This is a genomic window from Colwellia sp. M166 (assembly GCF_024585285.1).
In the GTDB taxonomy this organism is placed as follows: Bacteria; Pseudomonadota; Gammaproteobacteria; order Enterobacterales; family Alteromonadaceae; genus Cognaticolwellia.
In genome coordinates this window covers 1,712,737-1,734,023 of record NZ_CP040755.1, presented here as the reverse complement: position 1 = coordinate 1,734,023, position 21,287 = coordinate 1,712,737, and the positions used below count along the sequence as shown (strand labels likewise).

Sequence of the window (21,287 nt, the reverse complement as noted above, 5' to 3'; positions counted from 1 at the left end):
TCCTAATGACTCTTTTGTACTACCTGTTGATTGATTTTTGCAATATCGGCGTGTTGGTGTAAAAAATCAATAATTTCAGCCGCTGTTGCATCAATAATTGCTTCTGGATATTGCGCCATGAGTGCTTCAATCAGCGCCAAATCGTCAGCTTCATCTACACAGAGGCGCAATGCGCTAGTATTCGATGTTTCGGTGGAACTTTCTGTCAATTCACTGGCGTTCAGTTTTATTGATAAGAGTGGATATTGTTCAGCGTTTTGATAAAGAAAAGGCGTTACGTGCTCAAGCTGATAGCTGGTTTCGGCCATTTGAGCGGCTTGGCTAAGCGCGGACATAGAAAAAACCTCTGCGTCAAAACCTCGAGCACAACTTGTAATGTCAATGTTACTGATACCGTTTATATTTTCTTTAATATGGCGGATGATTAATTGATCAATTAAGGTCGGATCAATGAGTGGGCAGTCACTGGTCAAACGCACGATTAAATCATCGGGCTGGGCATTAAATGCCTTAGCGGCATCGAAATATCTTTTTAAAACATTATGCTCGTCACCGTAATAACACTCCAACGACTTTTCTCGTGCGGGGTTAACAAAAGCCAGCTGAAAAAAGTGTTTAAAGGCCGCGATTAATATTTTATCTTGTGGCGCTGTGGTGGTGGCAATAATGTGCAGGTGTATTTTTTTGGATTGCTGTACGCGTTCACAGTGCCATTGCAGTAATGATTTACCTTGCACCACTTTCAGTATTTTACCTGGCAGTCGTGTTGAGCCCATGCGTGCTTGGCTAATACAAAAAACCTTCATTACAATGTCCCTTGTACGCGGTTCGCAGGGCTAAAGTCGGTAATATATTCTGTTTTTAAGGCACTTCCTGCATTTAAATCACAGCTTGCCGTGCGAGTAAGTACGTGGTCTAAATAGCGAGGATGTAGCCCTAATCCTGGACGCACTGATTTAATGTTTTGCGTGGTAAATTTTTCGCCTGCTTTTATATCTTGCGCAATATAAAGCGAGCGTCTGAAGGCATGATTGCTTTGTTCACTCTGTTTCAGTTTGTAATCAACCCGTCCTAATACCGACCAGGTGTCTTTTATATCCGTCACGAGTTGTGAAAATTGGGCCGGCGACAGTGAAAATTTTGCGTCGACACTATTATCATTCTCGTGCAAGGTAAAGTGTTTCTCGATAATACGCGCACCCAACGCAACGGCTGTGATGGCGGTTGTATTAGTAAGTGAGTGATCACTTAACCCTATAGGTAAATTATATTGCCGTGTTAAATCTGCAATGGTTTGTAAATTACAATCCGTTAATGGCGCAGGATAGCCACTGACACAATGTAAGATCGCTAAATCTCTGCCACCACCGTCATAGATTGCTTGTGCCGCTTCTGCAATTTCAGCTGCTGTGGCCATACCTGTCGACATAATAATCGGTTTACCTGTCGATGCAGCATATTTTAAAAGTGCAATGTCGGTAATTTCAAAAGAGGCAATTTTGTAAGCAGGGCAGCCTAAATCTTCTAATAGATCGATAGCGGTAGGGTCAAAAGGTGATGAAAATAAGGTGATATTATGCTGCTGTGCACGTTTAAATAACTCACTATGCCATTCCCATGGCGTATGGGCTTCTTGGTAAAGCTCGAATAACGTTCGGCCCTGCCAAAGGCCATCCGTTAAACAAAACTCGGGACCATTATGATCAAGCGTAATGGTATCAGGGCGATATGTTTGAATCTTAATTGCGTCAACACCGCTAGCTGCTGCCGCATCAATTAATTGTAGTGCGCGTTGAATGTCACCTTGATGATTGCCTGATAGCTCAGCAATCACGTAAGGGGAATGATTTGAACCAATGGTTCTTTTGTTAATAGAGAACTCAGCGTTAAATAAGTTGTTTGGCATTTTAGCGTCTTAATTTGTTGATTATTGAAACAATACGGTCTGCACCTTGTCCATCAAAATGATTGAATAGATTGTCAGCCATGTCTTGGCGTTGTTCAGTTGCTAGCCATAACGTTGTAGCAGCCTGCAATATAGATACCAGAGGTTTATTACTGCTGGGCTCAGCACAATCAAAGGCTAAAAAACCGAGATTAAACATCGGGGAGTTCATTGCAGATAGTTGATTTTTACTGACGCAAAGACCAACACTTGGTGTGCCTAAGGTGGCAAGTTCATATAAGGTGCCGCCGGCGGCAGTAATCGCCATTTTAGCCTCTGCCATTAACGGCGCCATGTTGGTGACGTTTTTATGCAAACGACAATTTTTATGCTGTTTGATTAATGCTAGCAAAGCTACCTCATCGGCATGATTCATATTGGCAATAACAATGTCTAATGGCAACCTTGGGTCATAACTCAGTAAAGCTTGTGTAATAGGATAGGTAAAATTAGCGACATCAGAGCCTCCCATCGTAATCATCAACCGTGTTCTTGCTTGCTTGTTTTTTAATAAATGGCGCTGCGTTTGAAATTCAGCACGAATGAGCCTGAATTTAGCACCCAGTAAAAGTGTTGGCTGACTTGAACGAGCATGATAGTCCTGCGCTGTTGCATCATCAGCAGCATTAATAATGATATCAGCAACAATTAATTCATTATCAGTATTGTCATCGAAAACAACAATATCGGCAGTACAGTTTGTTAGGTTATGCTTTTCAGTGAGGGTTAAATGGTAGTCATCAATGACCAGTAATGATGCATTATAAGCTTGCACATAATGGTTGATTGAACGGGTACCAAGTTGTTGACAGGCAAAATTGCTATTCAATAATTGCTGCTTAATATTTACCGTCATTTGCTGATAAATAAAGCTCACATGATAAGAATTTTTCTTTAATGCTTGTGCTAAGGCAAGCTGACGTAAAACATGACCATTACCTATGCTAGGCGAACTGTTTGCATAAATTAATACTACTGAGTGAGGTTGAATAGAAGCGCTGTTTTTCATAGTGTTAGAAAGTAACATAGATGACGGCTAGAGTTAATAAACTTAGAGATATTGTTTAACTCAATTATCTATGATGCTTTGTTAGTAAGTCAATAATATGACGTGCAAGTGTCAATTTTTTGTTGATTAATCACAATAGCAAGTTAATATAGCTAATATATATGATTTTAAGTGGTTTATCAGGACATTAAGTTGTTAGGGCAAAAAATGCAAGGGCAAAAACATATTTTAGTCGTCGATAATGACGCGGCAAGACGCCAACAAATAGAAACTGTTTTAGCCTTTGTTGGCGAGCATTATCATGTTTTTTCTGAAGTTGACATTGATAAGAATTTAGCTGAAATACCGAATATTCTGATGATAATTTTATGTGGTGATATTTCATCCAAGTTACAAGGAATTATTAAAGCACGGCCAACCTATCCATTTGTTTATCACGATATACTTGATAAAAAACAAATTAATGGTTATGTCAATGTCATTGGTGAACTAACCCGACCTTTAAATTATGCGCAATTAACTGAACTCGTGCATCATAGTCACCAATATCACAATAATTTGCCTACTAAGCGTGATGTTAATCGTCCAAACTCATTATTTCGTTCTTTAGTGGGCATCAGTGCTCCGATGCAACAAGTGCGCTTTTTAATTGAACAAGTAGCAAGTACGGCAGCGAGTGTATTGATCTTAGGTGAGTCTGGTACAGGTAAAGAGGTGGTTGCACGTAATATTCATAACCACTCTGATCGACATAAAGGGCCATTTGTACCGGTCAACTGTGGCGCTATTCCTGCTGAGCTGCTAGAAAGTGAGTTGTTTGGTCATGAGAAAGGTGCTTTTACCGGGGCTATTTCTACCCGTAAAGGTCGCTTTGAAATGGCGGAAGGCGGCACACTGTTTCTCGATGAGATTGGTGATATGCCGCAACCTATGCAAGTAAAACTGCTTCGTGTCTTGCAAGAGCGAACTTTTGAACGGGTGGGCGGGGCTAAAAGTATCAAAGCCAATGTGCGTATTATTGCTGCAACACATCAGCATTTAGAAGAGATGATTAAAAGCAATCAATTTCGTGAAGATCTTTATTATCGCTTAAATGTTTTCCCGATCGAAACACCAGCGCTAAGAGAGCGAAAAGAAGATATTCCGTTATTGTTACAAGAACTTATTTCAAGATTTAGCGCTGAGCAAGGTCAATCTGTACGTTTTACTGATAAAGCGATTGAATCATTACAGGAACACTTTTGGGCCGGTAATGTTCGTGAGTTGTCTAACTTAATTGAACGCATGATTATTATGTATGGTGAACAAGTGGTTAATGTCGGGCAACTACCGCTAAAATATCAACATTTAGATGTAGATGATTTTCAACCGGAATACCCAGAAGAATTGCAAGAACGTGAAGCGATTAATGCATTATTTTCAGGTTTTGATTACGATGATGAAGACGATACAACAGCGCACAATAGCGAACAAGATACAGCAGCGAATACTGAAGGTAAAACTGTCGATGTTTTGCCTAGTGATGGTCTTAATTTAAAAGAATACCTAGCTGAGCTAGAAGTATCATTGATTAAGCAAGCGCTTGATAAAAATGATTGGGTTGTTGCTCGCTCTGCTGAACTTTTAGGCATGCGTCGCACCACTTTAGTGGAAAAAATGCGTAAATATAACTTACAAAAGTAAGCGCTAAATTAGAGCATTATTAAGAGAATATCGCTATTGCAGATTGTATTTTTGTCAATGGCGTTATACCAAGTCTATTAAGTTTAACTATCCGTCATCCTCTTGCGATATCCTAACGCTTAACGAGCGTCAGCCATTTTATTGACAGCAAAGTTACAGGTTGGAAGTTGCCTTTAACCATTGAATAATATAGCTTTAATTGATTGGCATAGTTCATGCTTTATCCGAGTGTACTTCTTTACTCGGGTGAAATTATTATGGCACTTGCCTATTCGACATCGACCAACTCTTCATCAGCTAGTCCAGTGCTGAATCGTGTATTAACTTCATTTGATGAGGTTAGTTTAAAACATGAGCAAACTAATCGATTAGAACGTGAAAATTACGCGGGTGAATTGGCCTTCTTACGTCAACAAAATAAACAACTACAACACGTTATTGATGTTATGCCGACAGGAATGATCATGCTTAACGGTGATGGCATTGTGGTGAAAATTAATGATACTGCACGATTACTGCTTGATGAGCCTATTTTAGGACAACCTTGGTTTGATGTCATTAAGCGGTCTTTCAAACCTAGAGCTGATGATTGGCATGAGGTTTCTCTTAATGATGGTCGTCGCGTTAAATTAGAAATTACCGCCTTAGGTGATCAACCCGGACAGTTGATCATGATCACTGATTTAACCGAAACCCGTTTATTACAAGACAAATTGGGACAATTACAACGTCTTTCATCTTTAGGGCGTATGGTCTCTAAATTGGCACATCAAATTCGTACTCCCTTATCTGCAGCAATGTTGTATGGTGCAAATTTACGTAATAAAAAATTAACTGATGATGCGCGAGTGAGCTTTCAAGACAAGTTAATGTTGCGTTTGCATGACTTAGAACAACAAGTAAATGATATGTTACTGTTTGCTAAAAGTGGCAAGCAAGCGGTGGTTGAACCCTTGAATATCAATCAACTTATTGAAGGGGCAAAACAAGCAATTGAGCCGCAAGTTAATCAACTGGGGGCAAAAGTTAATTTAAATCTTTGTCCGCAAGGTTGTGAAGTGCTAGGTAATGCGACAGCATTATCAGGGGCGATTCAAAATCTTATTCACAATAGCTTATCGGTGATTAAAACGGCTGCGGTTATTGATATCAGTGCCTATTGTCACGGTGAATATGCTTATATCAGCGTACGTGATAACGGCCCCGGTATTAGCGCTGAACTTGCCGATAAAATATTTGAACCTTTTTATACCTCAAGAAGCCAGGGCACAGGTCTAGGACTTGCTGTAGTAAAGTCAGTTACTAATGCCCATCAAGGCGAAGTAAGCTTGTTGAGTAAACCCGGTGAAGGTGCACATTTTTGTATGAAAATACCTAAACTTATCAGTAAGAAAAATGATGCTGTGCCAAGTCAGAAAGACAGCGAACAAGTTTTGTCAAAGGAGTTAACTAATGACCACCAGTAAAATCATGGTAGTAGAAGATGATGCCGGACTAAGAGAGGCACTTGTTGATACTTTGTTATTGGCAGGCTATGAATGTTTAGCTGTTGATTCAGGTGAAGAGGCATTAATTTCGCTAAAATCACATAGTGTTGATTTGGTGGTAAGTGATGTTCAAATGGGTGGTATGTCAGGACTTTCTTTATTAAAAAGTATTCGTAACAACTATCCCAAATTACCGGTATTGATCATGACAGCTTACGGTACTATTGATGATGCAGTACAAGCTATGCAAGACGGTGCCTGTAATTATATGGCGAAGCCGTTTGCACCAGAAGTTTTGCTCAACATGGTGAATCAATATGTGCCATTACAAGTTAATGACGGTACTGATCCTGTGGTTGCTGATGTGCAAAGTATTGAATTGCTGAATTTAGCAAAAAAAGTTGCTAATACTGAGGCTTCCGTCATGGTATTAGGACCAAGCGGTTCAGGTAAGGAAGTACTTGCACAATATATTCATAATTACTCGCCGCGAAGCCAAGCGCCATTTGTTGCCATTAACTGTGCTGCTATTCCTGAAAATATGTTGGAAGCAACGTTATTTGGTTATGAAAAAGGTGCCTTTACAGGTGCTATACAAGCCTGTCCAGGCAAGTTTGAACAAGCGCAGGGCGGTACTATTTTATTAGATGAAATTACTGAAATGGACTTGGGCTTACAAGCAAAAATATTGCGAGTATTACAAGAGCGAGAAGTCGAACGTTTAGGTGGTCGTAAAACCATTAGCTTAGATGTTCGGGTCATCGCCACGAGTAACCGAGACCTAAAAGATGCTGTGCAGGAGGGTATTTTTAGAGAAGATTTATACTATCGATTAAATGTCTTTCCATTGACTTGGTTACCGCTAAATGAACGTCGAGGTGATATCTTACCTTTGGCTAAGCATCTAATTTCACGAATTTGTCAAAAAGATGGTAATATTATTCCTGAATTTACTGCCGCAGCGCGCAGTAAATTACTGGCTTATGATTGGCCTGGCAATGTTCGAGAATTAGATAATGTAATACAGCGAGCACTGATCTTACAAAGCGATCGTTGTATTGATGCTAATGATTTGTTGATTGATGACTTTCAGCCAGCTAAAGTGCACAGTGAAGCACTAGAGCCAAGTAAAGATGATAAGCTAGGCAGTGAGCTGAAATTACAAGAGCATCAAATTATATTAGATACCTTACATGCGTGTCGAGGCAGTCGAAAAGATGTTGCTGAGCGTTTAGGTATCAGCCCACGCACATTGCGCTATAAAATTGCTCGTATGAGAGATAGCGGCATACAAATCCCATTGTAATTTGATGGTTTAAATAGCTTTAAGTCATGATTGAAACAATAAAAAGCAACCTAGATTAGGTTGCTTTTTTTATTGTTATTACCTTATAATTTCAACCTTTGTGATTGATTATTAATATTATATTTTATTTTTAGTGATTTGGCCTTGTTAGTCAATTACTCATCCTCTTCGCCTTGGCACTATGCTTGCTTAATCCTTAGTAATATTAAGTAACAAGAAATTGACGCAAGCGAGTTAGCCATGGATATTAAAACCAATTCTCTGTACGCCCAAATGCAAAGCATGTCGATGGAAGCGATGGGAAATCGATTACCCATCGGTGATGAAAGTGGCATGGGCACACCGGCTGTTAGTAAAACCGGTAGCGATTTTGGCAGCTTATTAAAAGATGCAGTAAATAATGTTAATGAAATACAACAAGAAGCCGGACAGAAGAAAAAGGCATTTGAAATGGGCGATCGCAGCGTTACATTAGCTGATACCATGATAGCTTCGTCCAAAGCAGGTATTGTTTTTGATGCCACAGTGCAAGTACGAAACAAGTTTGTTGAAGCGTATAAAGACATTATGAGTATGCCAGTATAGCTGTTCAGCTATTAATACCTTTGGTATAAGTTGATATTTAAAAGAATAAAGCACCAGTGATGCGGAGAGAGTAAGTGGCAGATTCAACAGACAACACAAATTTAATGCTAACGGATGGTAATAACGATCTGGTTGCTAATGATGGCGCCGACGGTGTTGTTGGTGAACAAAAATCAGGTCTAGCCGGTGCTATGGGCAATGTCGATTTTTTACGCCAGATTACCATAGTCATGGCGCTAGCTATCTGTTTAGCTATTGCCATTTTTGTCATCATGTGGGCTAACCAACCGGAATATCGTTTTTTAACTAAACTGCCAACTGAACAATTGATCAAAACCATGGACTTTCTTGACAGCAACAAAGTTGAATATCGTCAAGAAAATAACACCATATCTGTACAAAGTGACGAGTATCAAAGTGTCAAGATCATGCTCGCGCGTGAAGGCTTAAGTGAAGGGCCATCAGAAGGTAGCGAAATTCTGATGCAAGATATGGGCTTTGGTGTTAGTCAACGCCTTGAAAGCGAACGCTTAAAGCACTCCAGAGAACAGCAATTAGCCCGTACCATTGAACAATTACAAACTATCGCAAGAGCCCGTGTTTTATTGGCGATTCCGCGTGATAATGTTTTTGCTAAGCGTGAAAAAAATCCATCAGCAACAGTGGTACTAACTCTACGCCGTGGTCGTTTGCTTTCGGAAGAAGAAGTGGACTCTGTGGTTGATATTGTTGCATCAGCAGTGCAGAGCCTTGATCCTAACCGTGTGACGGTTACCGATCAAAATGGCCGTTTACTTAATTCTGGCTCGCAAAATTCGGTTTCTTCACGTTCACGTAAAGAATTTGAAATCGAGCAGAAACGTGAAAAAGAATATATGGATAAAATTGATTCAATTTTAATTCCTGTGATTGGTTTAGGCAATTATACCGCACAAGTCGATGTCGCGATGGACTTTACCAATAGCGAAGAAACTCAACGTCGTTATAATTCAGATTTACCTGCTTTACGCAGTGAAATGAAAGTAGAAGATAACACCATTGGTGGTTTGCTGGGTGGTATTCCTGGTGCATTAAGTAACCAGCCACCACTTGATAGTAATATTCCTGAAGATGCAACCGGTAATGCCCAGCAACAAGCTATGCCCGGTCGTAAACACATTGAGTCAACACGTAATTATGAACTTGATGAAGCGATCAGTTATACCAAACAGCAAACAGGGGTTATTCATCGCATTAGTGTCTCTGTTGCTTTAGATTATTTACCTGGTACTAATGCCGAAGGTGAGCCCGTACCAGCGCCACGCTCAGTGCAAGAAATGGCTAATATTCGTCGCTTACTGCAAGGCAGTATTGGTTTCGATTTACAACGTGGTGATTCACTGGAAGTTGTTACTTTACCGTTTTCACGCCCTGATATTATCGATGTTGAAAAACTACCAATATGGCAAGAACCTTGGTTCCTAAAACTGTTAAAGCTTATTATGGGTGCGGTGGTTATTATTGTACTGATTTTAGCTGTAGTACGTCCGATGTTGAAACGTCTAATTTACCCTGATCAAACGCCGAATGATTATGGCGATAAGTCGCTTGATAGTCATATTGACTTGGGCGATGAGACTATGGATATGCTAACATCTGATTTCGATGCCGGCGCGGTTGGCTTCGCTCCAGATGGTAGTTTACAATTACCTGATTTACACCGTGATGAAGATGTCTTAAAAGCTGTCCGAGCGTTAGTTGCTAATGAGCCAGAATTATCGTCGCAAGTAGTTAAAAGTTGGTTGAACGAAGATGAGTGATGAAAACCAAGACCTAGCAGAAGTACAGTCATCCGCTGGCTTTGATGTTAATAAACTTGATGGTGGTGAAAAAGCCGCAATTTTATTATTGAGCCTATCAGAAGAAGATGCTGCGCAAATATTAAAACACTTAGAGCCGAAGCAAGTGCAAAAAGTGGGTATGATCATGGCCGGTATGGAAGATTTTACTCAGCAAAAAATTACTGCAGTGCATAAGTTGTTTATTAACGAAATTCAAAACTTTTCTACTATTGGTTTCCAAAGTGAAGAATTTGTTCGTAAAGCCTTAACTGCGGCGTTGGGTGAAGATAAAGCTGGTAACCTTATTGACCAAATTGTTATGGGGGGCGGTGCTAAAGGTCTTGATTCTTTAAAATGGATGGACTCTAAGCAAGTAGCCAATATTATCCGTAACGAGCATCCGCAAATTCAAACTATTGTTTTATCTTATCTAGAGCCTGAACAATCGGCAGAAATAATGACCCAATTTGCTGATAAAGTGCGTTTAGACTTAATGATGCGTATTGCTAACTTAGAAGAAGTTCAGCCGGCAGCATTACAAGAATTAAATGAGATCATGGAGAAACAGTTTGCTGGTCAAGCTGGTGCACAAGCTGCGAAAATGGGCGGCTTAAAAGCAGCAGCAGATATTATGAACTACCTAGACACTAATGTTGAAGGTATGTTGATGGATTCAATTCGTGAGCATGATGAAGAAATGAGTCAACAAATTCAAGACTTAATGTTTGTCTTTGAAAACCTTGCTGATGTTGATGATAGAGGTATTCAAGCTATTTTGAGAGAAGTTCAACAAGATGCTCTCATGAAAGCGATTAAAGGTACTGATGAGGCCTTGAAAGAAAAAATTATGAGCAACATGTCTAAACGTGCGGCAGAAATGTTAGCCGATGATCTTGAAGCTATGGGCCCTGTTCGCATTAGTGAAGTCGAAGCGGCACAAAAAGAAATTCTTTCGGTCGCTCGGCGATTATCTGATGCCGGTGAAATTATGCTTGGTGGTGCAGGTGGTGGCGATGAATTCTTATAATAAAATAGCAATGGGCTTTGCATTATGAAAGCGCTTTCTCCTTTGAGTAATGCGGCGATAACGCCAGAAGAAAGTGAACATGTTGATAGCTGGACTGTCCCGAATGTGGAGTCTAGGGATGTGCAAGATGAGGGTAAAACCAATGCCCTTGGTAAATCACGCAGTTGGCGTTATGAGCCGCCAGAGGAAACCGAAGTTGCTGAGCCGGCGCCGTTAACCGCAGAAGAAATCGAAGAGATTCGTCAAGCTGCATTCGATGAAGGTTTTGAGCAAGGTAAAGCTGATGGTTTTGCCAAAGGATTTGAGGAAGGTAGAGCCAGTGGCCATCAAGAGGGCTTAACCTCAGGCCACGTCGAAGGGATTGAACAAGGTTTAGCACAAGGTAAAGAAACCAGTGAACAACAAATTGCTGCTATGCAATCATTGCTAGAGCAATTACATAAGCCGATGGCGAATGTTGAAAAAAATGTTGAAGCACAGTTATTGCAACTCGTGGTGCAATTAACGCAAGCGGTAACCAAGCATGAAGCTAAAACCAATCCTGATATTTTATTATCGGCGATTGCTGAAGGTGTTAAAGCCTTGCCTGGACATGAATCGCAAATACAAATCCTATTGAATCCACAAGATATTAAATTAGTCGAAGAGCAATTTGGTGCCGGATATATTCAGGCGCAAGGTTGGCAATTACTTGCGGCGCCACAGTTAAGTCGGGGGGGGTGCCAAATTGAAAATAGCACTTCAAATATAGATCTCAGTGTTAAATCGCGTTTGAACGAAGTCTTAGAGTCGTTTTTGCAAGCAGCACTACATCAATAAACTCTCTTTAAGCAGCGTAAAACTTCTATGGTTGATATAAACCGCATTACGGAACGTTTAAAAAACTGTGAAAAACTCATACAGCCACATAATGTCTCGGTTGCAGGGCGCTTAGTGCGTGTGGTCGGCTTAACATTAGAGGCTGTTGGCGTTAAAGCGCCTGTCGGTAGTCAATGTTTAGTGGAAACTTCGCAAGGCGATCTGATTGCCGAAATTGTCGGCTTTTCACAAGATATAACTTTTCTGATGCCTGAGCAAAGCTTGCAAGGTGTATTACCTGGTGCGCGGGTCGTGCCATTATCGACCAAGGCACGTTTACCACTTTCTATGGACTTGTTAGGCAGGGTAATTGATGGTGTTGGTAAACCTCTTGATGGTAAAGGGCCGATCAAAGCGCAAGAAAACTATCAATATGATAGTAAGCCTATTAATCCATTATCGAGACGAGCGATCACTGAGCCACTCGATGTTGGTGTCCGTTCTATTAACAGTTTCTTGACTGTTGGAGTCGGCCAACGTATGGGCTTGTTTGCGGGTTCAGGTGTCGGTAAGAGTGTACTCTTAGGTATGATGACACGAGGCACCAATGCGGATGTGATTGTGGTTGGATTAATCGGTGAACGTGGTCGAGAAGTCAAAGAGTTTATTGAAGAAATTCTTGGTGAAGAAGGTAGAGCACGCTCTGTTGTCGTGGCTGCTCCTGCGGATAATTCAGCACTCATGCGACTTAAAGGTTGTGAAACCGCGGTGCAAATTAGTGAGTATTTTCGTGACCAAGGTTTAAAGGTTTTACTCTTAATTGACTCAATTACTCGCTATGCCCAGGCGCAGCGAGAAATTGCACTGGCAGTAGGTGAACCGCCGGCAACTAAAGGTTATCCACCATCGGTGTTTTCTAAATTACCTCAGCTTGTTGAACGGGCGGGTAATGGTGGTGACGGGCAAGGTTCAATCAGTGCTTTTTTTACGGTGTTAACTGAAGGCGATGATCTACAAGACCCTATTGCCGATGCAGCACGTGCTATTTTAGATGGTCATATTGTGTTATCGCGTAAATTAGCCGATGCGGGGCATTACCCTGCGGTTGATATTGAAGGTTCAATTAGCCGTGTTATGCCAATGGTGACCAGTGAAGAACATCAACAACTTGCTCGACAATTACGTCAAGTTTATGCCTTATATCAAGAGAATAAAGATCTAATATCTATTGGCGCCTATAGCAGGGGGACAGATCCCAGAATTGACCAAGCGATTGACTTACAGCCTGTTATACAGTTTTTCTTGCAGCAAAGAATGCTAGAAGTTATCCCTTATGACCAAAGTTTAACGCAGCTGCAAGAAGTTTTAGCGGCGGCGCAAGCTCATGCCCAGAAAAACCAGTAAGCCACTTAACGCATAAACGGTAAGCTAATGAAGCAGTTAAATACTTTATATAAATTTGAACTTGATAAAGAGCAAAAGGCCTCACAAGCCTTACAAGCGGCCGAGCTCGATTACCAACAAAATAAAGAACGCTTGAAAAGCGTTAGTGATTATCGCTTGGAATATATGAAACGACTTAATCAGCGCTCAATAGAAGGTATAGATAGTGCGACCTATAGCCACTTTCATGCTTTTATTGCCAAACTTGATAACGCAGCCCAACAAGTTAAGGTTGCTGTTCACCAAGCCAAAGCCTTGGTTGCAACTCGTAAAAAACAATGGCTAGAACAAAGAAGAAAAATACAAGCAGTAGAGCTATTGCGCGATAGAAAGCTAGCAGAGTTCAAGCTAGCGGCGAACAAGCAAGAACAAAAAATGTTTGATGAAATAGCAACTCAACAATTTGTTCGGCGTCAACGGTAGGTATTATTAATACGGCTATTAATAGTAACAATGATAAAGCGCATAACTTATTCTGTTGTTTTTGGAATAATACTTGCTTAATGTAAGGTATTATCTAAAACATTAGTCCGCGGCTTTTCAGTCACAGTTAAAAAAGGTTTGTTATGTCTCAAGTAAATTTATTGTCTGTTGATGTTTTACAAAACTCTGATATTAAAGGCAGTAATGGTAATTCATCAATAAAAAATCAAGCTAAAGGCGGTACTTTTTTTGATGAAATGGCACAATATTATCCGAAAAAAAATACAACTGAACAGGATGGTGAAATTAAGCGTGACGGCAAACCTGTGTCAAAAACGGCAATTGAGCAGACTAAAGCAGATAATGAATCTGGTGATGACCAACATACTTTACCTGTGCCAGTAGCGTCAAATGATGAAACGTTAAACACTAAAGTAATTGTCAACGATGAGCAATATACTTTGCCTGTTCCTGTAATGGCGTTAAGCGGCGAAAATAAAGCAATTGTAGAAGACGATACAGGCTCTATTGATAAAGTCAGGGCAAAAGCTAATCAGCAAGAGCAAACGATTGAAAGCCAAGCGCGAAGTGAAGTCGCAGTAAGTACTGAGAATGATGATGCAGTCGATTTATTAAACATGTTAAATGGCGCGCAAAAGTTATTGGCAAAATCGAGTGAAGCGCAAGCTGAGCAAGTTAAAACATTGCCAGTGCAGCAAAATCAAAGCTCGTTAGAAAAAACGGTGAATAATGACTCTTTGCCAAAGTCTGCAGAGATTAAACTGAATACGACGATAGAAACCGGCTTAAATGAACTCGTGATTGAGCAAGATCTGATCACTGAAGAACAACTGGCAAAACAGTCGCGTGCTCAAGAGGCTGAATTAGTCTCTGATAGTCAGCAAAATGTTATCTCAGGAAAGCAGTTGAGTGACCTTGAAAATCAGCCATTAAACAAAGAGTATGAATTAGCAGCAGCGCAAAGAGTGCTCTCAGCAGAATTAAGTAAAGAAGAAAAAGCCCGTGTTGTTGAAGCTGATAATGCTCGCGTGCTAGATGAAAAACAAGCAAATGTGGCTGAGTTCAATCAAGTTAGTGACAATGAACAAACACCAAAGCGTAATATAAATCAAAAAACAGCATCGGTTGTTGCTATGTCAACTACAACTACAGAAGCCAAACTGGATGCTGAACAGAAAATAGTAATAAATGACGCTAAAGATAAATCATTAAATAGTGTCTCTGATGTAGAGCTATTAGCAAAAGCTGAAAGTGAAAAACAAACATTACCAGCTGAAAAAATTGCATCAAGTTTCAATCAAACTTTAGATGCTCAGGCGCCAAAGCCTCTGATGAGTTCAAGTGAGTTAGCTATACAGCAAGAGCAAAATTATGAAAGTACAGTTAATACATTGGCGACAAATGCGCAACAGACACAAAAATCAATTACCGCGATAAATACGGAAACTATTGCGATTTACCGTAAAGACTTTGCAAATGCGGTTAAAGATAAAGTCATGGTGATGATCAACCAGAAAATTCAACAAGTAGATATTCAACTTGACCCGCCAGAGATGGGTAATATTCATGTCAGAGTAAACTTACAAAATGAGCAAGCTGCAGTGCAATTTATTGTGCAAAACCAACAGGCAAAAGAAGCATTAGAGCAAAATATTGGTAAGTTACGCGAGATGTTAGCGGAAAATGGTGTTGATGTTGGTGATGCTAATATTGAGCAACGTCAAGCGCAAGAGCAAAATGATAATGGCTTTAATGGACAAAATGGTAATGATTCAAGTTGTGGGGTTGCTGATGGTGGGAGTAATGAAAATGAACATGCTGTTGCTAATGTGCTTAAAGTTTCATCAACTGGTGTTGATTATTATGCTTAATATCAGGTCAAATAAGCTCAGAGTTGGGGACAAAGGCCATAGAATTGGTATAATTGGCAAAACTCGTTGGATTAGCCGCTATTCAAGGATATAGTTCAACTATGGGTATAAATCTTCTTTAAAGGCAAGAATCATGGCTGACGAAAAAGCACTTGAGATGGATAGTTCAGGTAAGAAAAAAAAGCTCATTATTATTATCGCTATCGTTGTGGTTTTGATTGCTGGTGGTGCTGTAGCATTTTTTATGCTCGGTGGTGAAGATGAGGTTTCGCAAGCTGAGCTTGATGCAGCTTTAGACTCTGGCTCAGCAAGCCAAGTGAACAATAGCGCTACTGCTGAATCTAATGCGAAGCTTGGCTCAGCCTTATATGTGCCAATGCCGAGACCTTTCCGCTTTAATGTTCCCGGTGCCTTACGCGATCGTTTTGTTGAAATTCGTGTGCAATTACTGGTACGTGGCGCAGATAATGAGGAAGCCGCTAAAAAGCATGTGCCGTTAATAGAAAGCACCTTATTGGCAGTCTTTTCTCAGTCGAATGCTGATGATCTGGCAACCAGTGCTGGAAAAACCTCATTAAAACAAAAATCCTTAACGGAAGTTCATGCAATCATGACTGAAGTTGAAGGCAGCAAAATTGTTGAAAAAGTACTATTTACCGGCTTTGTTATGCAGTAAGTTGTGAAGGTATAATTAAATTAATAAGATAAAGAGACTACCGAGTGAGTGATTTACTATCTCAAGACGAAATTGATGCACTTTTACATGGTGTTGATGATGTTGAAGAAGAGGATGTAGAAGAGGAACTTTCTCAAGCAGAAGGAACTTCTGACTATGACTTTTCCTCGCAAGATCGTATTGTTCGTGGTCGAATGCCAACCTTGGAAATGGTTAATGAACGCTTTGCTCGCCATATGCGTATTAGCCTGTTTAATATGATGCGTCGAACCGCTGAAGTATCTATCAACGGTATCCAAATGATTAAATTTGGGGAATATGTCCACACCTTATTTGTGCCAACAAGTTTGAATATGGTGCGTTTTCGACCGTTAAAAGGCACGGCATTAATTACCATGGAAGCCCGCTTGGTGTTCATTTTAGTAGACAACTTTTTTGGTGGCGATGGTCGATATCACGCGAAAATTGAAGGCCGAGAGTTTACTCCTACTGAACGCCGCATTGTACAAATGTTGCTAAAAATTATTTTTGAAGACTATAAAGAAGCTTGGTCGCCGGTAATGGATGTTTCGTTTGAATACCTTGATTCAGAAGTTAACCCGTCTATGGCTAATATTGTTAGTCCGACAGAAGTGGTGGTGATCAGTTCGTTTCATATCGAGCTTGATGGTGGTGGTGGTGATTTTCATGTTGCCTTACCTTATTCCATGCTTGAGCCAATTCGTGAGTTGCTAGATGCCGGTGTACAAAGTGATAAAGAAGATACAGATATGCGTTGGTCAAAGGCACTACGCGATGAAATTATGGATGTCCCGGTTGAATTGTCGACTAAATTTTTAGAAGTAGAACTATCCTTACAAGAAATCATGGACTTTAAAGCGGGTGATATTATTCCTATTGAAATGCCAGATCACATTACTGTATTAATTGAAAACTTACCGTCATTTAGGGCTAAGCTTGGTCGTAGTCGTGACAATTTGGCATTGAAAATAGAATCAAAAATTAAGCGGCCAGAGTCAGTGAAATCAGAGTTAACTATCTTAACAAAAGGCGGTAAACGTTTAGACAGTGATGCTGAACTACATATGTTAGAAGATGATTTATAAGTAGAAATATGGCATGTGGTGTGAAAATCACATAAGTGCATAATAGGCAAATATCAAACGAATAGCGTAGTGATTTTTACGCTATTGAGTAAAAATTAAGGCGAAAAAACATGAGTACAGAAAACGAAGGCGATTTAGGCATGTGGGACGAAGCGATGGACGAGCAAGCTGCCGCAGAAGCTGCTGAAACCGTCGAATTGGAAGATCTACAAGAAGATAACAAGCCTATTACGGGTGAAGAAAAGCGTAAACTTGATGCTATTTTAGATATTCCCGTCACTATTTCTATGGAAGTAGGTCGTAGCCATATCAGTATTCGAAATTTATTGCAGCTCAACCAAGGTTCGGTTGTTGAATTGGATCGTGTGGCGGGTGAAGCACTTGATGTTCTGGTTAATGGTACGTTGATTGCTCATGGCGAAGTAGTGGTGGTTAATGATAAATTTGGTATTCGTTTGACCGATGTTATTAGCCAAGTTGAACGCATTAAGAAATTAAAATAATTGCTAATGAAAAATATCCTTTCTGCAATTATCATTTGGTGTGCTTGTTTTACCTTAGCTAGTGCAGAAGAGCTCGACAAAGATGTTACTTTGGTAGATGTTGCCCCAGTGGAAGTTGGTAAACATGTTACTGCTAATATGGATGCCATGAGCATGATCATGTCATTACTGATGGTTTTAGCTGTGATTGTCGTTAGCGCTATGGTGCTAAAACGCTTTCAAGGTGTACGACACTCTATTAATGGTTTGAAAATAGTGACCAGTTTGCATTTAGGGTCAAAAGAAAAGCTCGTTGTAGTGCAAGCCGGAAAGCAGCAGTTATTGCTAGGTGTAACTGCTCAACAGATAACCTTGTTAGAAACGCTTGACGAACCTTTAGTAACTAGCAAAGAGAATCGCGTTGATTTTGCGCAATCGTTCGCCAAGTTACTTAAACAAAAAGCTATAAAAACTTATGATAAAGAAAAATAAAGTATCATTATTATCGTTGAGTAAAATCGTCACTTTCTTCGTGACGATTTTATCATTTTTGCTGATAAGTAATACTAGTTTTGCTGCTGATGATCTTTCCTTATCGGCATTAACGCTAACCACTAATCCTGATGGCTCACAAGAATACTCCATTACCTTACAAATACTAATTTTTATGACCGCGCTGAGTTTTATACCTGCTGCGGTGATTATGATGACATCGTTTACGCGTATTGTGGTGGTGATGGCTATTTTACGACAAGCGTTTGGTTTGCAACAAACGCCGTCAAACCAAGTTATTATCGGTATTACGCTATTTATGACCTTGTTTATTATGACGCCAGTCTATAATCAGATTAATGAACGAGCGATCCAGCCTTATTTACAAGACCAATTAACTTCTGTCGAGGCCATCAATAAAGCGAAAGTACCATTGCGAGCATTCATGTTAGAGCAAACTCGTATTAAAGATCTGGATACGTTGGCGCAGATGGCTGGGATAACGAAAGTTGATAAACCAACTGATTTACCGATGACGGTGATTATCCCCGCTTTTGTGATTAGTGAATTAAAAACCGCCTTTCAAATTGGTTTTATGCTTTTTATTCCTTTTTTGATCATAGATTTAGTGGTGGCAAGTATTTTGATGGCTATGGGGATGATGATGCTCTCGCCGATGATTGTTTCGTTGCCTTTTAAACTTATGCTGTTTGTGCTTATTGATGGCTGGAATCTCGTGATAGGCACGCTGGCAACGAGCTATGGTATGGGAGCCACGTAATGGGTCCTGAGGTCTTTGTCGATATTTTACGCGATGCCTTGTTTTTAGTGATCGTCTTGGTGAGTGCCGTTATTGTCCCGAGCTTGTTGGTAGGCCTAGTAGTGGCAGTATTTCAGGCAGCAACTTCGATAAACGAGCAAACCTTAAGTTTTTTACCGCGCTTAATCGTTACATTACTTGCTTTGATTATGGGCGGGCATTGGTTAGTACAAAAATTGATGGATTACACCATCCGACTCATTGGTAGTATTCCTAGTGTGGTGAGTTAGCCATGGAGTTTACTGAGTCAATTATCAACCAAACGATGGCTGACTTTTTATTACCGTTTGCGCGTATTTCAGCAATGGTGATGTCGATGATTGGCTTAGGAGCAAAAGCTATTCCCGGCCGCATAAAGCTGTTCTTTTGTTTAGCGATTACTGTCGCTGTTATGCCGGCGCTACCACCAACACGAGTCGGTGATTTATTTTCATTAGCGACTGCGCTGTTGCTTGGTGAGCAAATGATTGTTGGCATTATGTTGGGCTTTGTCACTGTTATGGTGGTTAATACCTTTACCCTCGCCGGACAAATTATCGCTATGCAAACCGGTTTAGGTTTTGCCTCATTAGTTGATCCTGCAAGTGGTCAAAATGTTCCTGCCGTTGGGCAATTCTTTTTAATATTATCGTCGCTATTATTTTGGGCTATGGATGGTCATTTGGCCTATTTGCAGTTTGTTGTGACTAGCTTTGATACCATTCCAATTCCAGCGACAGAAATTTCTAGTGTTAAATTTAAAGAAATTGCTGAGTGGGGTAGCTGGATGTTTGCCACCGCACTATCGCTGGCAATCGCGCCTTTAACTGCGATGTTACTGATTAACTTCTCTTTTGGTATTATGACCCGAGCAGCGCCGCAATTGAATATTTTTGCTATCGGCTTTCCTATTACTATGTGTGCGGGCTTATTGATCATGTGGTTAACCATGGGTAATTTTTATAGCCATTTTGTTATGCAATGGCAGCGAGCACTTGATTTTAGCTGCTACCTAATTGATTGTGGGGTTGCACCTTAATGGCTGAGTCTGATAGTGGTGAAAAAACTGAAGAACCCACGGCGAAAAAGCTCTCCGATGCACGTAAAAAAGGACAAATAGCACGTTCAAAAGATTTAGGTACTATGTTCGTTTTAGTGGGCAGTGCTGTAGCACTGATGCTATTGGGCAGTTCTCTTGTTGAGGGGCTGTCGGTGATGATGAAACGCTTATTCAGCTTAAATCGTCGAGAAACTATGGATGTGCATGCGCTTTATCAAGTAGCAAATGATGCTGTTAGTGCCATATTAGTGCCCTTTCTTTGGATACATATTATCATTGTAATCGCAGCATTTATCGGTAATACCTTGCTTGGTGGCATGAGTTTTTCGTGGGAAGCTATGGCTCCTAAACCTAGCAAACTTTCACCTATTGCAGGCTTTAAACGCATGTTTGGCGTGCAAGCCTATGTTGAGCTTATTAAGTCGATTCTAAAATTTTTTGTGATTTTTATTTCAGCATATTTACTACTGAGCAGTTTATTTGGTCAGATAGTTAATTTAAGTACTGAAAATATTCCGCACAACTTCTCTCATGCCGTGACTTTATTACTGTGGATGTTTCTGGCTCTAGGGTTGTCTATTGGCATTATTGTGGTTATTGATGCGCCATATCAAGTATGGAATCACAATCGAGAGTTAAAAATGTCTAAACAAGAAATCAAAGACGAGTCGAAAAGCTCTGAAGGTAGCCCAGAAACAAAAGGTCGAATAAGGCGAGCGCAATATGAAATGTCACAACGACGTATGATGCAAGAAGTGCCTAATTCTGATGTGGTGATCACCAATCCTACGCACTATTCCGTGGCGCTTAAATATGATGCTGAAGCGGGTGGTGCACCGATATTGGTGGCAAAAGGTATAGATGAAATGGCTTTGCATATTCGTACCATTGCCAAAGAACACAATGTTGAAGTTGTTGCATCACCTGCGTTAGCAAGGTCATTATATTATACCGCTGAGCCTAATGAAGAAATTCCTGAGCAATTATTTGCTGCCGTCGCACAAATACTGGCCTTTATTTTTCAGCTTAATGCCCATAAAAAAGGTAAAGCAAGAAGACCAAAAGCGGTCACTAAAAACTTGCCAATTCCAGATGATTTTCGTTACTGATAATATCAAAGCGCTATAACTTTTTAGCGCTTAGGTTAACTACGTTTAGTCTTGCTTGCGTTCGTGTTATAAGCAGCATAAAAATTTAATTTTAAGGTTTAGCCTTATTTGGTCTAATAATTGCTTTTCGTAAGCTATGTCAAAA

General features: G+C 40.2%; 21 protein-coding genes. 18 read left to right on the top strand and 3 right to left on the bottom strand.

Going from position 1 to position 21,287, the window contains the following annotated elements; translation table 11 throughout:
• Positions 1 to 2: 2 nt before the first annotated feature.
• Genes FGD67_RS07840 through pseG form a run of 3 tightly spaced genes read right to left on the bottom strand, consistent with a single transcriptional unit; the run spans position 3 to position 2,972 of the window.
• The gene (locus tag FGD67_RS07840; RefSeq protein ID WP_257174481.1) at positions 3 to 806 is read right to left on the bottom strand and encodes a glycosyltransferase family protein; all 804 of its coding nucleotides are present in this window, start codon (positions 804 to 806) and stop codon (positions 3 to 5) included.
• A complete protein-coding gene (gene pseI, locus FGD67_RS07835) occupies positions 806 to 1,906 on the bottom strand; it encodes a pseudaminic acid synthase (RefSeq protein ID WP_257174480.1) in 1,101 nt (366 codons plus the stop codon). Before pseI ends, FGD67_RS07840 begins: the two co-directional genes overlap by 1 nt.
• A gap of 1 nt (position 1,907) precedes the next feature.
• Positions 1,908 to 2,972, bottom strand: a complete 1,065-nt coding sequence (gene pseG, locus FGD67_RS07830; RefSeq protein WP_257174479.1) for a UDP-2,4-diacetamido-2,4,6-trideoxy-beta-L-altropyranose hydrolase — start codon at positions 2,970 to 2,972, stop codon at positions 1,908 to 1,910.
• Positions 2,973 to 3,161: 189 nt separating this feature from the next.
• On the opposite strand from pseG, the gene FGD67_RS07825 reads away from it, so the two are divergent.
• The 18 genes from FGD67_RS07825 (at position 3,162) to flhB (ending at position 21,142) form a co-directional block, all read left to right on the top strand.
• Positions 3,162 to 4,637 (top strand): sigma-54-dependent Fis family transcriptional regulator, encoded by a 1,476-nt coding sequence (locus FGD67_RS07825; RefSeq protein WP_257174478.1) that lies wholly within the window; start codon positions 3,162 to 3,164, stop codon positions 4,635 to 4,637.
• A gap of 257 nt (positions 4,638 to 4,894) precedes the next feature.
• Positions 4,895 to 6,103 carry a PAS domain-containing sensor histidine kinase gene (locus FGD67_RS07820; protein WP_257174477.1) on the top strand — a complete coding sequence of 403 codons (1,209 nt, stop codon included), beginning with the start codon at positions 4,895 to 4,897 and terminating at the stop codon, positions 6,101 to 6,103.
• A complete protein-coding gene (locus tag FGD67_RS07815) occupies positions 6,090 to 7,430 on the top strand; it encodes a sigma-54 dependent transcriptional regulator (protein WP_257174476.1) in 1,341 nt (446 codons plus the stop codon). Before FGD67_RS07820 ends, FGD67_RS07815 begins: the two co-directional genes overlap by 14 nt.
• Before the next feature lie 240 nt (positions 7,431 to 7,670).
• The gene (fliE, locus tag FGD67_RS07810) at positions 7,671 to 8,015 is read left to right on the top strand and encodes a flagellar hook-basal body complex protein FliE (protein WP_257174475.1); all 345 of its coding nucleotides are present in this window, start codon (positions 7,671 to 7,673) and stop codon (positions 8,013 to 8,015) included.
• A gap of 74 nt (positions 8,016 to 8,089) precedes the next feature.
• Complete coding sequence (gene fliF / locus FGD67_RS07805) at positions 8,090 to 9,814, top strand: flagellar basal-body MS-ring/collar protein FliF (protein WP_373567861.1); 1,725 nt, start codon at positions 8,090 to 8,092, stop codon at positions 9,812 to 9,814.
• Complete coding sequence (fliG, locus tag FGD67_RS07800) at positions 9,807 to 10,862, top strand: flagellar motor switch protein FliG (RefSeq protein ID WP_257174474.1); 1,056 nt, start codon at positions 9,807 to 9,809, stop codon at positions 10,860 to 10,862. Before fliF ends, fliG begins: the two co-directional genes overlap by 8 nt.
• Before the next feature lie 24 nt (positions 10,863 to 10,886).
• A complete protein-coding gene (fliH, locus tag FGD67_RS07795; protein ID WP_257174473.1) occupies positions 10,887 to 11,681 on the top strand; it encodes a flagellar assembly protein FliH in 795 nt (264 codons plus the stop codon).
• A 27-nt stretch (positions 11,682 to 11,708) separates the two neighbouring features.
• Positions 11,709 to 13,064, top strand: coding sequence for a flagellar protein export ATPase FliI (gene fliI / locus FGD67_RS07790; RefSeq protein ID WP_257174472.1), 1,356 nt, complete (start codon positions 11,709 to 11,711; stop codon positions 13,062 to 13,064).
• Positions 13,065 to 13,091: 27 nt separating this feature from the next.
• Positions 13,092 to 13,526 carry a flagellar export protein FliJ gene (fliJ, locus tag FGD67_RS07785; protein ID WP_257174471.1) on the top strand — a complete coding sequence of 145 codons (435 nt, stop codon included), beginning with the start codon at positions 13,092 to 13,094 and terminating at the stop codon, positions 13,524 to 13,526.
• Between the two features lie 143 nt (positions 13,527 to 13,669).
• Entirely contained in the window at positions 13,670 to 15,418 is a 1,749-nt protein-coding gene (locus tag FGD67_RS07780; RefSeq protein ID WP_257174470.1) for a flagellar hook-length control protein FliK, read from the top strand.
• A 133-nt stretch (positions 15,419 to 15,551) separates the two neighbouring features.
• A complete protein-coding gene (gene fliL / locus FGD67_RS07775; RefSeq protein ID WP_257174469.1) occupies positions 15,552 to 16,094 on the top strand; it encodes a flagellar basal body-associated protein FliL in 543 nt (180 codons plus the stop codon).
• 44 nt (positions 16,095 to 16,138) lie between these two features.
• Positions 16,139 to 17,200: a flagellar motor switch protein FliM gene (gene fliM / locus FGD67_RS07770; protein WP_257174468.1), complete on the top strand. Its 1,062-nt coding sequence runs from the start codon at positions 16,139 to 16,141 to the stop codon at positions 17,198 to 17,200.
• Positions 17,201 to 17,310: 110 nt separating this feature from the next.
• Complete coding sequence (fliN, locus tag FGD67_RS07765) at positions 17,311 to 17,703, top strand: flagellar motor switch protein FliN (protein ID WP_257174467.1); 393 nt, start codon at positions 17,311 to 17,313, stop codon at positions 17,701 to 17,703.
• A 6-nt stretch (positions 17,704 to 17,709) separates the two neighbouring features.
• Positions 17,710 to 18,174: a flagellar biosynthetic protein FliO gene (gene fliO / locus FGD67_RS07760; RefSeq protein ID WP_257174466.1), complete on the top strand. Its 465-nt coding sequence runs from the start codon at positions 17,710 to 17,712 to the stop codon at positions 18,172 to 18,174.
• Entirely contained in the window at positions 18,158 to 18,955 is a 798-nt protein-coding gene (gene fliP, locus FGD67_RS07755; protein WP_257174465.1) for a flagellar type III secretion system pore protein FliP, read from the top strand. Before fliO ends, fliP begins: the two co-directional genes overlap by 17 nt.
• On the top strand, positions 18,955 to 19,224 hold the full coding sequence (fliQ, locus tag FGD67_RS07750) for a flagellar biosynthesis protein FliQ (RefSeq protein ID WP_077286347.1): 270 nt from the start codon (positions 18,955 to 18,957) through the stop codon (positions 19,222 to 19,224). Before fliP ends, fliQ begins: the two co-directional genes overlap by 1 nt.
• 2 nt (positions 19,225 to 19,226) lie before the next feature.
• Positions 19,227 to 20,012: a flagellar biosynthetic protein FliR gene (gene fliR / locus FGD67_RS07745; protein WP_257174464.1), complete on the top strand. Its 786-nt coding sequence runs from the start codon at positions 19,227 to 19,229 to the stop codon at positions 20,010 to 20,012.
• Positions 20,012 to 21,142 (top strand): flagellar biosynthesis protein FlhB, encoded by a 1,131-nt coding sequence (flhB, locus tag FGD67_RS07740; protein ID WP_257174463.1) that lies wholly within the window; start codon positions 20,012 to 20,014, stop codon positions 21,140 to 21,142. Before fliR ends, flhB begins: the two co-directional genes overlap by 1 nt.
• Positions 21,143 to 21,287: the final 145 nt, after the last annotated feature.

Excerpts from the sequence above, each read along its gene's own strand:
- fliG (WP_257174474.1), top strand. The coding sequence starts at position 9,807 with ATGAGTGATGAAAACCAAGACCTAGCAGAAGTACAGTCATCCGCTGGC.
- fliO (WP_257174466.1), top strand. The coding sequence starts at position 17,710 with ATGAAAAATATCCTTTCTGCAATTATCATTTGGTGTGCTTGTTTTACC.
- fliL (WP_257174469.1), top strand. The coding sequence starts at position 15,552 with ATGGCTGACGAAAAAGCACTTGAGATGGATAGTTCAGGTAAGAAAAAA.
- flhB (WP_257174463.1), top strand. The coding sequence starts at position 20,012 with ATGGCTGAGTCTGATAGTGGTGAAAAAACTGAAGAACCCACGGCGAAA.
- FGD67_RS07840 (WP_257174481.1), bottom strand. The coding sequence starts at position 806 with ATGAAGGTTTTTTGTATTAGCCAAGCACGCATGGGCTCAACACGACTG.
- FGD67_RS07780 (WP_257174470.1), top strand. The coding sequence starts at position 13,670 with ATGTCTCAAGTAAATTTATTGTCTGTTGATGTTTTACAAAACTCTGAT.
- fliQ (WP_077286347.1), top strand. The coding sequence starts at position 18,955 with ATGGGTCCTGAGGTCTTTGTCGATATTTTACGCGATGCCTTGTTTTTA.
- fliH (WP_257174473.1), top strand. The coding sequence starts at position 10,887 with ATGAAAGCGCTTTCTCCTTTGAGTAATGCGGCGATAACGCCAGAAGAA.
- FGD67_RS07815 (WP_257174476.1), top strand. The coding sequence starts at position 6,090 with ATGACCACCAGTAAAATCATGGTAGTAGAAGATGATGCCGGACTAAGA.
- fliE (WP_257174475.1), top strand. The coding sequence starts at position 7,671 with ATGGATATTAAAACCAATTCTCTGTACGCCCAAATGCAAAGCATGTCG.
- fliJ (WP_257174471.1), top strand. The coding sequence starts at position 13,092 with ATGAAGCAGTTAAATACTTTATATAAATTTGAACTTGATAAAGAGCAA.
- fliN (WP_257174467.1), top strand. The coding sequence starts at position 17,311 with ATGAGTACAGAAAACGAAGGCGATTTAGGCATGTGGGACGAAGCGATG.
- pseG (WP_257174479.1), bottom strand. The coding sequence starts at position 2,972 with ATGTTACTTTCTAACACTATGAAAAACAGCGCTTCTATTCAACCTCAC.
- fliP (WP_257174465.1), top strand. The coding sequence starts at position 18,158 with ATGATAAAGAAAAATAAAGTATCATTATTATCGTTGAGTAAAATCGTC.
- pseI (WP_257174480.1), bottom strand. The coding sequence starts at position 1,906 with ATGCCAAACAACTTATTTAACGCTGAGTTCTCTATTAACAAAAGAACC.
- FGD67_RS07825 (WP_257174478.1), top strand. The coding sequence starts at position 3,162 with ATGCAAGGGCAAAAACATATTTTAGTCGTCGATAATGACGCGGCAAGA.
- fliI (WP_257174472.1), top strand. The coding sequence starts at position 11,709 with ATGGTTGATATAAACCGCATTACGGAACGTTTAAAAAACTGTGAAAAA.
- FGD67_RS07820 (WP_257174477.1), top strand. The coding sequence starts at position 4,895 with ATGGCACTTGCCTATTCGACATCGACCAACTCTTCATCAGCTAGTCCA.
- fliR (WP_257174464.1), top strand. The coding sequence starts at position 19,227 with ATGGAGTTTACTGAGTCAATTATCAACCAAACGATGGCTGACTTTTTA.